We start from the raw sequence: 18,016 nt of genomic DNA on the forward strand, positions 1-18,016 counted from the left end.
ACGGTTATTGTGCGGCTGCGACGAACCCGCCGAGCGCACGCCGGCGCGGCGAGCATGCGCGTGCCGCGCACGTGGCGCCTGCCATGGGCGCGGATGGTCGTCCAGACGGTGGTGGGCGAGGACTTACGGTCAACCTGGTTGCGGTTCCTCACACGTCCCTCATATAGGTATATACCTAATGAAACGCTGTCCTCCTATCGCTATGCGAAATCGACGCAGCGTAATGATACGAGGTATTCACTCGTCCCACCCGGAGGCTTGCGCGGGTGATTGTCCCTCCAGGAGTCGCTCGAGTAGCCATATCAATGACAAGTACTCTTCCATGACGGTAGCGAAGAACTCCATGTCGAACGGCATGCAGGGCGGTGCTACAAGCTCAGTATCGATGGTGGTCTCGGCGGTGGTCTCGATTGCGACAAATTGCGTTCGCGCTTCGTTGAGGGCAGCGGTGACCAGATTGTGACAAATGGTATCGGATATCGCGCACCGCACTCGCTCTGCGCCATCGTCGTTTATCGCCATCGGCGTGCGCACGATGGGGGCCGGCGACACAGTTTCTCCTGCTAGAATGCGTCGAATGTAATCCGGCATTGAGAAGAATGGCAGCAATATCCGGACGTAGAATGCCATGTCGAACGACTCCGCTGGCAGGCGACGCGGGATCTTCTGGCCCGTCGGTGTGAGTGTATACACGAATCTATCGCGAGCCCTCCCGAACGCGACCCTGATCAGGTTCCGGGGGACAGGCTCGAGGATCGCGTCGATGATCGCATCTGCCACGTCCTCGTTTATGGGTTTTACGGAAATCGAACGGTGAGTCATTTTTTTTGTCCCCATGGTGTCAATTGGCTCATGTCTACTAACGTGTAAGCTCCGGTTTTTTCGTCGAAGGCAAACTGCTTCGGATCGTCCGCACTCCCGCGCAGCACCCTACCATCTTTCATGAAGACGAGCGCCTGTCCTATATCGCCTCGGAACATGGCGGCAGCGTCAGCGTTCGTTATCACCTTTGGTTCAAGGGAAAACCCAGTTTTTATAACCTGCTCTCTCAGTGCTCGGAATAGTGCAAGTCGTTGCCCCGCCGGTGCCGCTAAAACAATCGCTTTCGCCTCCGCGAACATTTTCCAGCCCATATCATTCTTCAATTCAGGAACGCCTCCTTTTGCCGGTGCTGCCGTCGTGCGGACAGTTTCCGGTGCCGAATCCTTCTTGCCGACAGGGGCCGCCGCTCCGCCATCCTTCCCAGTCTTGGGCTTGCCACCACCTGGCGGCCCACCCGCTCCCGCGGTCATTAACATCAAGCCCGGCTTTGTGACCGCATCCTTAACTTCAGGCACGGCACGCTTGGCCGCATCCATAAGTTTACGGCCGCCAACTCCGGCTAAAAATGGCCCAACGATGGCGAGCGCTTGACCAGCCTTTCCTCCTGCGCTATCCGGCGGGGGCGGCAGCGACTCGGCACGAGCAGTGAACCGCTCAGCGTGCTCCTCATAATACTCAACTACATCTTTCCTGACTCCAAAGGCACGAGAAAGATCTGCGCGCTCCTGATTGTCCGCAGCGCGGCTCTGCGCCATTCCCCTGCTAAACTCGTTGAGGGCCGTTACGACTGCGTCACCAACAAAGTTCTTCGTTGCTTCGGCTGCACGATCCGCTGCTTGCTCAAGCTGATCTACCTTCGCCGAGACAGCGGTCTTGATGTCCTGGAGCGTCTGCATGAATCCCTCGCCAGAGCGCCCAGTCGGGTCATGCAGCGTGATGGGATTCCCCCGCACGTATTGGTATAGGTTCAGCCCATCGGAGCCCATACCGCTCGGATCCGCACTCGTCCACCTCCCGAGCCACGGCGCATAATACCTCGCCCCATGGTAATACAGCCCCGTCTCCTCATCTCGCTCCTTGCCCGTATACTGATATCTCTTCGCGCTGACCTCCACCCCGCTCGCCATAGCGCGGTATGCACTCGTCCCATACGGATGATACTCCTCGTAGCTGATGACGAGCCCATCTTCATCCAACTCGAGCGCGGCTGAGCCGAGGTGATTCCCAAGCTGATACCGCACCCGCGACGTTACAACGAGGTTCGGATCCGACGCATCGACCGTCTTGGTCTCCACCATCGCGATCCGCCGCGCATCATCCATGACGTGGAGGGTCTCTCGCTCCAGCACGACATTCCCGAGCTCATGCCTCCGATAGACCTCGAACCCCCCGAGGTAGATCCTCTCCTCGACGATGCCGCTATGCTCCCAGACCTTCCGTACCCGCTGGCCGTTGGCATCATATGTGAAGTAAACCTCTCCGCCGCCATCCAGATCCACTTCTCGTTTCTGGTCCTTGAAGTCCCACCCAATGTGCTGCAGGTGGGGCATCGCGGTCATGTTGCCGTGGTTGTCGTAGGGGTATTGCGCCGTGAAGTCCCCCTCTGCGTCGCCGGGCAGGCTCGTGCCACGCAGCCGGTTATTCTCCGGCGCGACATCGTAGCGGCGCGTCCAGCTCCCCGATGAACCCACCACTTCGTGGATCATCTTCTCGATGTTGCCCAACTTGTCGTATTGGTAGGTCTCGGTGTAGTTCCGGAGCGCCTGGGGAGCATTCGGGTGCGGCGCATTGACCAGCGGAAAGCCGTTTTGGTCTTGCTGGATGTCCGCGTTCTGGCCCGCGTGCTCCCGGCCCGTGGCCTCGATGAGGCGGTAGATGGCGTCGTACTCGTACTCCCAGCGCGGCTTGACGAGCGCGTTGTTGTAGTAGATGTTGCTCTGCGCCAGGTCGGCAATCTCGACGATGTTGCCTACCGGATCGTACGTGTATCGCAGGTCCTGCAGCAGCTCACTGTCCGAGGTCCGCGTCGTCTTGAGCCGAGTCAGCCGGTAGGTCAACGGATCGTAGCTGTACTCCGTAACAACACCATTCCCGTGGACGATCTTCTCCCGCTGCCCCTTCGCATCGTAATCGATATCATCGACGAACGTCGTCCAACCACTCGCACCCCGAATCCGCGCCTCCACCCTCTCCAGCAGACTCGCCTCGTTGTACGTCGGCTTGATCTCGCTCTGGTCCGGCGTGGTCATGCTCGTCGGCCGATTCAGCGCATCATACACCGTCGTCTGCGTGAACACCTCCGTCTCGAGCGCCACGGAGCCCGACCAATCGATCTGCGTCGAGTAGTTCTGCGCGAGCTGCCGCTGGCTCTCCAGCAAATTCCCCTTGAAGTCGTACTCGACCGAGGTGACGACCCCGGCCCCATCCTTCACCTGATACACCTTCCCGCGCAGATTCGCGTCCTCCGGATCCGTCTGCCCCTCGCCATACACCGTCACCTCGGCGAGCACCTCCGGATCCGACCCCTTCTGCACCCACAGCCCCGTCCGCCGATTCAGCGCATCGTACACCGAGCGCACCACATGCCCCCGGCCGTCCCACCCTCGAATCGGGTTCCCGAGCACATTCGCCAGCGTCCACCGCTCTCCAGAATCGCAGCTCTTCTGGTACAGCGTCCGCCCGAGCATGTCGAAGACATACTCCATCGCCGTATTCTCACGGGCGTCCACGGTCTTCCGCGGATTCCCCTCGATATCGAGTACCGCCCTCGTCGTGTACGGCTCCGGGCCCCCGTTATCCTCGGCCCCGCGCACCGGCCTGCCCAGCACGTCGAAATGCACCAGCGCCGGCGTATCCGCATGCTCCTCGGTCAACTCCGCCGCCCGCTGCTCCTGCGCGGAAGGCGTGGGCGTCGCGCTCGGCTGCCTCGCGGCATACCAGGGGTTGCCCGCCTCGAGCACCGTATCGTTCCCGTCCCAGCTCGCCTGCTCCCACGGCGTGAACGTGACCCGCGAATGCGTCCCGTTCGGCAGGTCCGTTCGGATGAGCCGGCCGAGCGGGTCGTAACGCAGGATGGGCGTCACGCCCCACTCGACGAGCTCTTGTTCGTCTTCGTATTCGTGGGTGGCCGTGAAGAACGGCTCGTACTGCTTGACGGGATTGCCCTTGTTGTCAATGACCACACGCCCCGTGCCCACCCATCGCGGCGAGGCGGTGGCCAACACTACCGCGCCGTTCTCGTCCTTGACAAGCCCCCCGTTCTCGTCGCGCACCGGCGCAAGACCGGGCTCGGCCTGCACCTTCTTCAGGATCTCACGCCCGAGCCCGTCGAGGTACGTGTAGCTGTGTTGCCAGGGCGTCAGCGCATCCCCGTGCCGCTCGCGCGCGGCAGCATGCACGACGTTGGGTTTGCCCGTCGTGCGCCATACGTCGAGGTCGTACGCGAACGTCGTGGTTGGATCCGTGAGCGTGTCCCCGTCGTTCGAGCCGACCTTGCCCATCACGGCCGTCGCCACGACCATTCCGAGCTCGTCGAGCTTCACGGCGCTTCGATTGCCGTTCGGGTCGGTGACCAGCGTGGGCCCGAGGACGCGGTAATCGTTTGTTGCAGTGACCGTATTCCCGAGCGAGTCCTCGGCGGACGTCACGAGCAAGTCGTGGCTGTCGTACGTGATGGTCGTGGAATTGCTCAGCGGATCCAGGATCTCGACCGGCAAGTAGAACTTGTCCGGACCGAACACCTGGCGACCGGTTCGCACCCAGTAATCGCCGTTCTCCTCGATGTACCCGCCCTCGGCGAGCATAGTCGAGGTCACGCGCGTGCCATAAGCTGCAGTCAAGAGCCCGGGGGTGAAGGCAAGCGCATACGTCTCGTAAGGCAGCGCGAGCGCGTCGATGGTGCCGAAGGGCAGCGCCGCGGGGGAAGACCCGGACAGCGTCGTGCTGTCGTAATAAACCTGCCGCACCCGCTCGACCAGGCGCTTTTGCATCGTGGTGCCGTTGGGGGTCGCCTCATAGGAGATCGCAACCGCGGCGTTCGCGGCGCTGAGGACGTCGCCGAACGAAAACAACGTGCTCCGTGTCGTGGAGAGCCCCGTGAGCTCGTACGTTCGCGTCTCCTTGGGCACTCCGAGGCGGTACCAGCTCGCCTCCCCATCCTCGTTGACCACGTCGCTCTCGGTCAGGGTGGCCAAAAGCCCCTGTTCGGGCATATCCTCCGGAATGTTCCGCCGTGCGTACGCGATGCTTACCGAGCGCTCCACGTGGCCAAACGAATCGACATCGAGCGCCAGCGTATGCACCACGCGCGGCTCGTCCGGGTCACGCTCGTAATGAATCTCGACGGACTCACGCGCATACGCGAAGAACGACGCATACGCCTTCGCCGTCGAAGGCTGCACCCGCACGATGGCAGGGCAAACCTCCGTCACGACATACGGGTGCGATTCCGCCTCCGAACCATCGAACGCATAGACCTCCGTGCGGAGGATTTGCCCCTTGAGCGCCCGGCACGCCTCGCGGAAATCCCTCGGCGACAACCCCGCCTCCAGCACGGCGTCGGGCAGTTCCGGTCTCTGCTCGTCACCCGTGTAATATTCCTTCTCGAACTGCTTCGCGATCCGGCTCCTGTCGATGAACGCGCCCGTATGGAACCACGTCTTCGTGAGCACCGGCGGCAGGTGGAATTCCTCCTCCGTCGGCGGAGCCTCCGCGAAGAGCCCCTTTCCGCGCTCGGCCGAGAACGACTCCGCGTCGTATTGCTCGACGAGGCCAAACCCCCGGAACTCTCGCTCCGCGCCGTCGTAATACCCGTGGTGATATTTGTACGTACTGACGAACCGCGCCTTGCTGATTGCGTCGAACGTCTCCATACGCGTGAGCACGTGCACGGGGAACGACAGCCGCGTCACCCACGGCTTTCCAGCCTTCAGGTCCTCCAGGTAAAACTTCGTCGAGGGCGCATACTCGAGCTTCGTCTCGGCTCCGAGGTTGTTCTTGACCGACGTGAGCAGATACGGCTTCTTGCTGCCCAAAAGATCGATGTACCGCATCGGCGGCTTCGCCACGCCCCGCCACGGCGACGACCACACGATGCACGCCGTCCCGGACCCGAGCAGATCGACCACGCCCACGGTGGACGTGGAATCGGCCGTCGGGAACCCAGGCATTCGCACCGGCTCACTCCAGCCATTGCCCGCCTGGTTGAACACGATGATCGCCCCTTCGCCCGCCACGTACACGATGTCCGTGGTCCCCGTCCCATCGATATCGCCGAGGCGAATGCGGCGCGGATCGAACGTGTGCGAATCATCGAACAGCGGCGCCTTGCTCATCTGCACCTTGGCCCCGAACCGCCCATGCCCGAGGTTCGGCCAGTAGCAGATGCTCCCATTACGGACGCGCACGATGTCGGGCAAACCGTCCCCGCTCATGTCCGCCACGAAGATCGCCTGCGTCATGTCCGCGAAGACGAGCGTCGGGCTCTTGTCCTCGTCGTAGATCTTCGGCAGAACCCGCGGCGGGCCCCACCCGCCCTTGCCGAGCGACGGATACCAGAGCTGCACGTGATCGTTCGTGACCAGAATGTCGTCGAGTCCATCGCCGGAAAGGTCGATGAAACGAACCCGCGGGTCATTCCAGTTGACGTTCGGCTGCGAAGGGAACGGTACGAAGGGGCCCCAGCCGCCCTCCGGCGTGCGCTCGTGATAACCCGAGGTCCCCTCCGGCGTGAGCTCCACAAGGCATTGTCGTCCCTCGCTCCCGACGTCGAGGAGCTGCGCTCCGCCGCCCGACGCCATGGCCGGCCGGCTCGCGAGCAGGCGCGCGGGCGCGAGGTGCCCATCACCGAGGTTTTGCTTGTAGTAAAATGCCCCGTGCTGCTCGCAGAGCACGCCGGGAATGCCCTCGCCGTCGAGGTCGACCCATCGTGCGGTTTGTCCGTCCACGCCGCCGGGTAGGTCTTCGAGGCTTCGCGAATCGAGCAGTTTGACGGCGGTGTGGAGCTCGGGCAGCGAATATCCGAGCTCGAGCGGCGGCACGGACTTCTTCGAGTATCCGCTCACCGTTTTGATGTACCCCGACTGCGTGACCGAAACGAGCCGAGTGAGCGCCGGCCCTTCGGCATACGTGAAGTCGGTGGAACGCACGAGCACGGGATCCTCACCGAGCTCGGGGAAATGGTGAAACATGAGCGCCCGCCGGCAGAGGCGGTACGTGCGGATCTCGAACGTCGAACGGTAGCTCGAGAACGGATCCTGCCGGCAAGGCCAGGTGTTCTCCTCCGCGGGCGTTGGTGCGGCTGCACCGTGCTCGCCGTAATCGAAGACGACCTCGAACAGGAAGTCCTGTGCCTGAAAGGGCACCGCATTCCCATACCGGATCCTCTTCAGGTAGCGGTTTACGACCGGCGCGTCCCCCGAATGCCGCTGCCTTTCGTAGACGGCATTCGGCACATTCGCGAAGTCCTCGGCCTTGTAGTCGTAGACGATGACGTTCCCGAGCGCGTCCTCGGTGCGCTCGAGCAACCAGGAAAAGACCTTGGTCGAGGCCGCAGGGCTCGCGATCCGAGCCCCCGCGGACTGACCATAGATGCTCGTGACGTTGTCTTTGGTCGTGGCACGCCAGTAAACGTTCCCGTCACCCTTCTCTGTGACGCGCTCGATGCGCGCGAAGAGGCCTTCCACCCGGGGACGATACCGCTCGATGCGCTCGACGGCGTCGTCCTTCGGGACGTCGCGCACCCAGTTACCTTGTTCGTCCTCGTCGAGCTTCGGCACGAGGTCTTCCGCGCCCGACATGATGAACACATCGGATTCGCGGAAGTCCTCGTACTCGGGCAAACCACGCTCGGTCTTGCGGGAGATCGAGGGCACGGAGAGCCGAAAGCCCACACCGAAGAGCCCATTGCCACCGCCGGAATCGTATGCGACGGCGAGCTCGGGCCCGAACCCGCCGCGGCCCGGCGACGCCGCAATCGGGACCGTGAGGGATCCCGTGCCGCTCACCAGGCTCGCGGCGAACTTCTCGCCGAGCCCACGAACCGCGCCGCCTCCCTTCGGAAGCGACGGGCTCGGGGCCTTGACCGCCTCGGGCGCGGTCGTCTTGGGCTTCGGTGCAAAACCTTTCTGCTCCATGGCGTGCCCTCTCTCCTGTTTCAGCGTCGCTTCGAGCCTATTGCTTCTGGTACTCGCAGACGATCCAGAGATCCTCGAGCTTCGTGTTATCCGACGTTGCGACCCTCAGCTTCCAGGGAGCGACCGGAGCGTCGTTTTCCGCGTGGATCAGCGCATTTGACGGTATATTGCGGTAGAACAGGAGGTCGCCGTATTCGCTCACGGAAATCGCCAGCGAATGGGTCGTCGCGAATTCGCTCTCGAACTCGACCCCCGGCGCTCGTAGCTCGACCGGGAGCTGGTCGGTGCTGCCACCCACTCGCTTGGCAAAGAGGTGCACCTTGGTGATCTTGAGCTTGTGCACCCCGAGCAGGGGCTGGAAGAGGCGCGTGGTGAGCGGCAACGAGAGGACGTGCTCTCCACTCGTCGTGAAAACGTGCCACGCGTCGGGGAAATCCGTCTTCGCGCTGAAGAGGCGGAAGCCGCTTGTGACCGCCCCCGGTAGCGGATCGGGCGGAGCGCCCAGCGCGCTGAGCGCGCTATTCTTGAGCGCATCCCCGCCGTCTCGCGCCGTGTAACGTACGTGCAGGACCACATCGTGCACGGCCGTCGGGTCGAACCGGTTGGTTTTCCCGTCGAGCTCGATTTTCCACGTGCTGTATGCGCCCACGCCTTCGAAGGGAAGATACCGTTCGTCACGGAAGACGAGTTCGAAGAGCCCTGCATCGCTCTGGCCGCTGCTCGTCACGATCGACTGGACGGCCCCATAATGATCGAGGAATCGAGCGTCCGGCTGTCCGGGCTGGTCGTTACGCGCGTAGGCTCCGGTGGTCTTCATCCGCACGCTGCTCTTCAGCAACGTGAGCTTGCAGTTGACGCCGGCGTACGGCCCATTCACGACCGGGACCGTGACGCTCACCGACTTGATCCGGCGTATATAATGACCCGGCCAGTCCTGATCGAAGAGCGCCTCGGGAAGCTCGACCTCGCAAGACGCTTTCTCCCGCAGCTTCATGAGCGCGAGAGGAGCGATCTCGGCGAGCGAGACATGCTTCGTGATCTCGTACTCCCGCTTGTTCTGCTCCAGGTACGCGGCGTCCATGCGCCGGAGCGCGAGTTGGAGCCTCTCGCCCGCGAGCAGTCCATTCTTTACGCTGTCCCAGTAGCCGAACGTGATATAGCTCGCGCTCGGCTGGGCGAGTTCGAACTGGAACGCCCTCTCGGCCCGCTTCGCGAGCTCGTACGCGAGTTTGTAGGCCTGGAAGTACACGCCCTCGACCTGCAAGGCCATCCAGTTGTAGAGCTCCTTGTTCGTGTACTTGGTCTTCAGGTAATTCTCGACCTCCTTGGCGTTCTTCACGGACAGCTCGTGATTGGCGAACTCCTTTTTGGCGATGTCCAGCCGAACCTCCGCGGCGAGGATCTGCCGGTCGATCTGCTCGAGCTCCCTCTCGGCCAACCGCTCTTGCAGCTTCCAGTCTTCCCAACGGCGCTCCTCGCCAGCCCCGATGGCTGCCAACGACGCATCCGTGCTCCGCTCGGAAGCGGTCATGGCGTAGTTCTGTCCGATCGCTTCGGCGACCCCGGCTGCTTGCACGCCACCAATTTCGACCTGCCACCCCGAGCCCACCGCAAACTGGGGAATCGGCCTAAGGATGGAGGCAATGAGGTGCCACCACTGAGAGTGGCCGGTTGCGATTGCGGCGTCGATCGTCAGGGCTCGTTGCTCTCTTTCCTTCGCGATGGTGTAGTCGATCCTCTCATAGAACTGTCGCCGCTCCTCGATGACCGCCCGGGAGCGACGCAGCGCCTCGAGCGACTCCTGGGCCTCGTCGACCTGACGCTTGCGCACCTCGCGCACACTCTCGAGCATCTCGATCTCTTGCGTCTGTCGCAGCAGCGAGAGCGCCTCCCCGTCACGCTTCTCGATCGCCGCGAGGAGCGACGCGCCCAGGGAGATCACGCTGCCCGCGAACTCGACGGCCTTGGGCTGGAGCACCGAGAAACGATAGACGGGGATCGGGGCATTGACCTCGGAGAGCAGCTCGCCGAAATCCAGCCCGTCCGCAGCGGCCCTCACGAGGAGCCCCGGATCGATCGGGGGCTCGAAGAGCGCGAGCTGCCGCACCGTGCCCTCGATGTTCATGCAATGTCGAATCTTGAACAGGCGATCCTCGACGGTATCCCAGAGCGCCAGCATTTCATCGTTCGGCGGCACGCAGAAGTAGAGCGTCCGAAGCACCGGCGTCGGCTCGCGGCGCGTGCGGCGCGTGTTCGGCTCCGGCGGCGCTTGGATGATGGGTTCGATTTCGACCAGCGCATTCGAGAACGCATCGACGTTGGGTTCGAGCTCGGCGTAGGACTTGGGCGGTACGCCCTCGGTCTTCACGAGGCGCGGCCGGTCGCCGAGGATCCGCGACGCGAGGATGTAGAGCTGCGTGGCCTCGTTGATCGACTCCATCGTGTCGCGTCGGAAGAGGCTGTCGCCCCACGAAAGGAGGTTCTCGACGTACTTCATCACGACCGATTTCTGGTAGGCGAGCGGCCGCATGCGCGCGATGAGGTGCGGATTGAAGGGATTCTCCCTCCAGCGGTCGATCTGCGCGGTCATGTCCTGCGTGGCGCTCGAATCGGGAGACACGCCGAAAAGCTCCGCGAGGAGCTTGGCGTTCGGGTTCTCCTCTGCGAGCTGCTCGAGCTGCGCCTGAATCGAGGCGAGATCGATGTTCTCGCGGAAGGGGCGAACGTTCCAGAATCGCTCCGGCCCATTCCCCGGCGCCCCGCCCGTCGGATCGAAGATGTAGCGGAACCAGCGATCCGCGTCCTCGAACCGGCCGTTCGTGGAGAGGCGCGTGGCGACGAGGAACGGCGCGTGGAAGAAGAGCTCCCAGTTGTATTGCGAATAGGCGCCGCCGAAGGAGAAGTCGACGTCTTCGATGGGGAACGGTTTGCCAACGAGAAGCGTCGGCCCGTAGGCATCGTCGAAATACTCGTTCCACGTGTGCTGGAGGGGCGTCGAGCTCGACGTGTCCGAGCGGAGCAGCCCATCGATCCCGCCGCGCTCCAGGCGCCGAACGAACTCGCACACGTAGGGGTGATAGAACGTGTGGAAGCGGTAGTAGCCCTGGACGGTGGCATTGACCCCCATGTCGAGCTTGGGCTCATTGGCCCATTCGAGGACGATCGGGTCGAGCACGCCGCCAGCCGGCTGCCCCACGGGCGCCGGAACGTTCGGGAAGGCCTGGGCGATGTCCTTCCACGTGATCGTCGCACGGTAGCGCGCGTCCATGAAGAGCGTGTGCGCGCTGTCGGAGTACACGAGCGCGTCGCGCGCATCGTCGTCGACGACCACGCTGTCGTAGGCCCGATCCATGAGCACGGAGAAGCGTCCCGGCGTCTTCTGGAGCAACTTCATGGTGGACAAGCCCCAGGGCGAAGACAGGAACGACTTCGGCGCCGGGATGACAAAGGAATCGTCGTTCCCCGGTCTCTCACCCACTTCCATCAACCGCATGTATGCCGGTAAGGAGTACTTCGGAGCCCAACCGTCGAGGTAAGGCGACTCGTTCACCTGGACGGCGGTCATATCGCCGACGCACGGGTCGAGCAGGAAGTGACCGAATTTTTGGTACGTCACGAACGGCGGAAGCGGCGGAGGCACCGGCATCCCCGGCAACGGGGGTAGCTGAGGGATCATTGCGAACACGTTGACCAGGCAATCGATACGCAGCGTGCCGTTTTCATGCGCCGCGACGAACGACATCCAGCCGAGGTCGGAGCTCTCGCCGATCTCGATGGGGCTGCCCTTCGTCATCGCGACCGGGCCAAACCCCGTGCTCTGGTACTGGGACCATGCGAGATTGACGCGCTGCCGCTTCTTGTTGTTTTCCGTCGTGTGCGGCTCGAACATGGGCCAGAAGAGGTGGAGGCGCCGATTCCAGACGGTGGCCAGGAGGTGGTCTCCCTGGATGTCGAGCTCGACCTTCTCCCAGGGCGTCCAGTAGCTCGAATCGATCCGCCTCCGGTAGTAGTACTTTCGCGGCATCGCGTGCGTCCGGGCAATGACGTGAACGATGTCGACGGAGTCGTCGCCGTCCTCGCGCTCATGGCATATCGCCGCCACCTCGAGCCGGCTGACCTCGTGCAGGCTCCCGAGATACTCCCGGTACGCCGCCTCGGCCGACTCCGCAGTGACCTCGCCTTGCAGCAGCCGACTCTCCAGCGCCTCGAAGAATGGCGTCTTGTCGTCCCGCAGCTCGGGCTCGATCCAGTTCTCCGGGTAGAGGAATACCTTCCGGTTCGCCTCCCAGATCCTGTAGCTCTTCATCCAATCCCATTCACGCGCGGCCTCTTCGCCTAGCTCCGGCACGCTTTCCTCGAGTCCGAGGAGCGCCCGCTGCACGAACGTCTGGACGGAGCTGATGGCCTGCTTGATGCGCGAGGTGAGCTGGCACGGGCTCATTTCGACGTCGATGAGCAGCTTGTCGAAGAGCTCGTTCGGCCCCGAAAGGTTCCGCTTCGCGACGAGATATCCGACCAGCGCATTGCGCTGCTTCTCGCGCAGCGTGTCCCGCAGCGGGCGTGCGACCTCACTCCAGCCAGCGTCGTCGTACTTGGCCCGCGCCACGCGCTTGATGTCGACTACGATGGATGCAGCGTCCTGGGCAGCAGGTGGGAGCGGAGCGTCCACGCTGGCCCAGAAAGCCACCTCTTCAGACGAGGCTCCCAGCCGACTGAGGACCTGGAAAGCGCGCTGGAGGCTAAGGAACGCCCTTTCGTCGCGGAAGTCGGATTCCGCCAGGGGATGGACCGTGAACCCGAAGACAGCGGTGATGAGGTGCTCCACGTCGTCGCGCGCCCAGCCGGTCCGCTCGGCGAGCTCGCTGTAGAATGGCGCTACCTGCTCGTCCTGGATGGGCTCCGCTTCGATACTCCCGATCTCGACCGCTTTCTGGAAGAGGGCCAGCATGTCTTCGCTGCCCTTGGGCAGGGAATCGCGGAAGGATGCAACATCGACGAGGCGCATCAGGGCTGCAAAACGCTCCCGCCGGTCCGTGTCCTCGTCGTCCCCCTCGAGATGGAGGTCGTTCAGGTCGAGCCACGTCGATGCGACCCCATCCGGATAAAGCCATGAAAGGTCCGACGTGCCGAGCCCGAGCCGTGTCGCGACCAGCGCGGCCTTGTGCAGCCGGCGGATCGCCTTCTTCCGATCATCCGCCGTCGCGGGCGTGGGCGGCGTATACTCGACCGACGCGTGCATTCCGGGCATGAAATCGAAGATCGCCCGTGCTCCGCTCTGCGCCAATGACGCCAGCGTCTGCGTCAGCAGGTGGTCGATCGTCTCGGGCTCGAGATTCATTTCGACAGCGAGCGCGTGCTTGACCTGGGTCTCGGTCCGCGTCCGGCGCAGATGGTTCAACACGCTCGCGAGCACGTGCGCGAACCGCTGCGCCTTGACCGCAATCCCGGGCGCATCCTGCGTGTTTGCCGGACCGACCAGGTTGTCCAGCGTGGACGCCGTCTCGTCCCCGAAGACGTGCTCGAGATGGAGCTGCAGGAACGCACGCTCGGCATTGCGAGCCGCCGTCGACGCGGTTGATGGTGCGTCGACCACCTGGATGATCTGCTCCGCAACGGCGGGCGCCTCGGCGGGCGAGACGCCATCGAGCACCTCCACGAGGCGCGCGCGAAGATGCACATTTTCGGAATCGCTTTCGAGCGCCGTCTCGTCCGCGACCTGGGTGGCGATGGCTCCGAGCTCGCCCGCGAACCCATCGAGCGCCTCATCCGAGAGCCCCCCCTGGATGCTCGGCAGTGTGGCGTGCCGGACCAGGTAATGAAGCTCCGCGCTCGTGAGCTTCGAGCGCTGCACCTTCCGCACGAGCTCGACGAACGCCCGGGTCGTGGCAGGCACGGCCGGCGGCTGCAGCGGGTCGACGACCGTGAGCGCTTCGAGCCCCGAGAGCTCGAGAAGGACCAGGAGGTCCTGAATGCTGATCTGCAACCCTCTGGCCAGCGCGACGATACGGTGGAGCCGGGAGAGGTTGGCAAGCGAAAGAGACGCGCTCACGTCGAGCGGGCTCTCGATGCCCATCTGCTGGGCGACCTCGGGAATTGCGAGCAGCCCGAATTCGAGCACGTTGATGCGCAGGGCGACGCAGATCCCAGCCGCATGTTCGATCACCGTGTCCACCACGGGCCCGCTCGGCACGTTCGCGAACGCAGCGGAGTGGTCCAGCGCCGACTTGGTGAGGAACGTCGTCTCATAGAGTGACGTGCCCCACTCGGTGGAATACGTCCCGATGTCGCCCCAGAACGAAAGCAACACGGGCAGCGGCAGATCGAGCTCCTTCCGCAACGCGACGAGATCGGCCACGCGGCGCACGAGATCCGCATCGATATCCGTCGCTCCGAACGCGGAGACCGTCCAGTCGAGCTCGGTGATGCTGAAGCCGAGCCGCTTGCGCAACCGCAGGAAGCGATGAATCCTGCCGAGCACCTCTTCATCGAGACCGGTCAGCAATTTCGCGTCGATGTCGCAACCCGCCTCGGGGTTCAACTGCACCGCCGGCGGGGCGATCGGATTCACGTACTTCGTGGCGAGCAGCTCTCGCAGCTCCTCGAACGAGATGCCGGCCTTTCGCAAGAATACGCGGACGTATTTGAGGCCATCATCTTGGTGGTCGATCCAGTCCGACCCCGTCATGCCCCAGCAGGCCGCCGTGGTCGGCGCCGGCGACGACTGCTCGGTCACGAGCTCCCATTCCCGCTTCGACATGCGCAGCCGCTCGCGCGCGATCTGGTCGGCGATATCGGTGGGTAGATTGTTCGACGGTGCGACGAACGTTTCGAGCAGTTCGTGCCGCTGCGCGCCGAGATGTTCGAGGTAGACGCGCGCCTCTTCGCCCCACAGGTGGAATGGCAGCTCGAAGGGATGAATCGCGTCCGCGAGCTCGGTATATGCCGCGAGGTGGGCATTCGGGTGGATGAGCTCGGGCTCGGCCAGGAGCTCCTGCGATGTCCCTTCGCTCGTGATGTTCGCGGGCCAGAGGAAATCGGGCTCCTCCACCTCGTTGGCGACCACGACCTCCAGGATCTCATTGACGAGATCGATGTACGGCAGGGTCGTGTTCGTGTTCTTGCAGGAGAGCAGGAGCCGCGCGATGTCCGGCCTTCGCCCCTTGGGACCCCCGGACTGACCGCTCAGATCGCCGATGAGAACGTCTCTTGCCGAGAACTTCGGCCCCTCGGGAGGGAGATTGGAGTCTTGCCGATCCAGATACTCGAGCAGATCGACGAGATAGGCGGCAGGGCCGTACACGGAGCGGCAATGCTCGCACGCGCAACCGTCCGGGGAGCCGAAGAGCGATGCCCAATCAGCGATAGCGGCGTGCGGGGTCTTCGCGGGCGAGACCAGGTTCGGAAGGGGGAAGAGCTGCAGGCCATTGAAGCTGCTCCCGAGCTTGGCGAAGAGCGCTGTGGCGGCGGACGCGATCCACTGAGCTTTGCTGAAGATCGCCTCGGCTCGCTCCGTTCTCATCGTCGACCCGAACTTGGCGACGAACCGGCGCTTGCCCATGCGGGAGATGCTCTGCGCCGAGTGGAGACCGGCATCGAGGAGCAGCTTGATCTCACGGTAGCTGGGCGTGATGCGGAAGAGCCGCTCGATCTTCTTCAGTTGCTCGGTCACCGCGGCGGGATTGCTCACGCCCGTCATCCGGTCGCTTTGCGCGAGATACCTCGACACACGCACCGCGCCGAACTCGAAGTTCGGGTTGTTTTCGAAGAATACGCGGATACCGGCCCCCGGCACCTCGTCGGTCACCCGATCCGCGATGACCGCGGTCGGGAAGGCGGTCTCCACCGTGTGCTCGAGGATCTTGGCGTAATTGTCCCGACGTTCGGTCTCATTCGCTCCGGGCGTATCCGGGGGGCAGCCGATGTACCCGGTGCTCGTCGTCTCGTTGAGCATGTTCCGCCACTCGACCCCGTCCAGTACCGCCAACTCCCGGACATCGACGGCGTCCGCGGAGAGTTTCTCGACGAGCGGCGCGTGGTACCTCGTGAGCGCACCCACTTGCAGTACGTTTTTGAGCTTGGCGATGGTTGTCGGGGAGAAGCTCCGGCTGGGAAGCTCGTCCTCCCAGAAGCTGGTGACATCCCCCTCGTGCTCGATGACTGCGCGGGTGAATGCCTGTTGCAAATCCTCGTCAGGCTCTCCCGTCTCGGTCACGGGGAGACCGAGACGCACGATATCGGCGAACGAGTTGGCGCCAGGCACACGCGGCTCGAGCGCAGATGCCACCATCTTGTCTACGAAAACATCAATGATGCCATCGAGCGTTTGCTCTATGTCGGAGTCGTCCGGCGAGCTGGCGATGTTTCGGGCGATCGCCTCCTCGAGGGCTCGCCTCAACGTGGATGGGTGCTGCGACAGGATTCCTCGAATCGTCTGCGGCATGCCTTGCCGCAGAAGGATGTAGATGAGCCCCCTGGTGTCGACGCCTTCGATCACGATGTCGATGTCGTCCGCAAGCTGCGCAGCCTTCAACAACAGAGCGATGAGCTCTTTGTCTTCCCCCGTCGTGCACGCGATTTGCGCGAGCTTCCGATCGAGGTCTACATCGTTGGCGAGCTCCAGAATGTCGACTGGGCCCAGCGCAGCGATGACCTTGCTGGCCAATCGCTCGGCCTCCGGAGGGCCACGGAGGACGGCATTCCTCTTCACCAGGTTCACGGTCGCGGTCGCTGGGGCTCGGCAGATCAATTCTGATTTTGCGTGCCAAGTGCCCTCCGTGTTGGTCGCCTCGACGACGAGGCTTGGATACATATCGGGGAGGAGATCTGCGGGGTCGTACGCGATACGGTAGTACCCTTTTCCGTCCGTTTTCTCCGCGTACTCGTCGTCCCCATCGAGGTCTCCAAGAGGTACCTGGGATTGCTCGGGGTCCCTGGATCGCAGGTGCTTGTGAAATGCTGTTACGGAAGCACCGGCAACAGGTGCTCCGGTCGCATCCGTCACGTGCCCTCTCACGACGAGGTAGGAAGGCTGCACCCCGGTATCACGCGACCCGCCGACCCCGATGCGCATACGCTGGATCCCCGGTGAAAGCTGCCAGGTAACCGTGTGAGGAGGCGTGATGAGGCCCTCCTTGAAAAGGCGGAACTTGAGCGGAGGCCTGCGATCCGCGAACAGCGTGTCGAGATAGGCGTCATCCAGCGTCAAGGTAAAGTCCCCGAGCGCGTCGGTCATCGCAATGCCCACGACGTCTGGACAGAGACCTTCCTGATCCCACGCTTCGACGTACACGCCGTCGACCCCTCTGCCAGTCGCGAGATCGAAAATCCGGCCGTGGAGCCGGTAGACCGTGGCGTTCTCGAGTTCGAGCTCCATGTTCATGATACTCCGCGCTCCTTATGATCGAGTGACGCCGCCTCTCACGGAGGCGGGCAAAACCATGCCAACCCGAGGCTGAGGCCATCGGGCGAGGCGCCCTACGAGCACACCACGGCCCTTGCGTCGCATCGATGGCGACGAATACGGACCTGGGGCGCACGCAGTATCTCTGCGCGCGTGCATACGCACCTGCATACAGCCGTATGCACGCGACGGGACGCGTGCGCCCCTCTTCTGGATTTACCAATATATTGCGGGGTAAAAAGATTTCCGCCTTGTCCCTCACGAAATGCACAGAACCCATCCAGACGCGCGCTGAGAAAATCTCGGCGCGCCACACGACAGGCACCGACGTGCAGCGACAGGATGCACAAGGCAACGCGAGAAGCTACACGTCGGCCACGCTCCCGAGGCAACGGGCGCCATCAGTCGTCTGACAGAGTTTAAATTGCAGAGGAACCGCATTCCGTCCACGGAAATAATTGAGGACGGAGTGGTTCGGGAGGATATGTGGGTACGGTGTACGACTCTCGGCACCCTCCCGGAATGGTAGATCGATGTGGATACGGCTCGATCAGGGGGCTCTGTGCGCACTCGCTCGCGCGAATGCCGCTACGCAGAGGCTTGGCCTGCCCCGTCTGGTGGCAGTAATAAGGAAGTGGGGGACTGGTACGAGATGGATATC

At 63.3% G+C, this 18,016-nt stretch carries 3 protein-coding genes; all 3 read right to left on the reverse strand.

Annotated elements, in window-relative coordinates; translation table 11 throughout:
- Positions 1 to 237: 237 nt before the first annotated feature.
- The 3 genes from QHF83_RS46970 to QHF83_RS46980 all read right to left on the reverse strand — a co-directional run bounded on the left by QHF83_RS46970 (position 238) and on the right by QHF83_RS46980 (position 17,328).
- The gene (locus tag QHF83_RS46970; RefSeq protein ID WP_282424677.1) at positions 238 to 630 is read right to left on the reverse strand and encodes a hypothetical protein; all 393 of its coding nucleotides are present in this window, start codon (positions 628 to 630) and stop codon (positions 238 to 240) included.
- A 188-nt stretch (positions 631 to 818) separates the two neighbouring features.
- The gene (locus QHF83_RS46975) at positions 819 to 7,955 is read right to left on the reverse strand and encodes a SpvB/TcaC N-terminal domain-containing protein (RefSeq protein WP_282424678.1); all 7,137 of its coding nucleotides are present in this window, start codon (positions 7,953 to 7,955) and stop codon (positions 819 to 821) included.
- Positions 7,956 to 7,992: 37 nt separating this feature from the next.
- Positions 7,993 to 17,328: a neuraminidase-like domain-containing protein gene (locus QHF83_RS46980; RefSeq protein ID WP_282424679.1), complete on the reverse strand. Its 9,336-nt coding sequence runs from the start codon at positions 17,326 to 17,328 to the stop codon at positions 7,993 to 7,995.
- Between the last annotated feature and the right edge of the window lie 688 nt (positions 17,329 to 18,016).

Source organism: Polyangium sp. 15x6, from assembly GCF_029960785.1.
Taxonomy (GTDB): Bacteria; Myxococcota_A; Polyangia; order Polyangiales; family Polyangiaceae; genus Polyangium.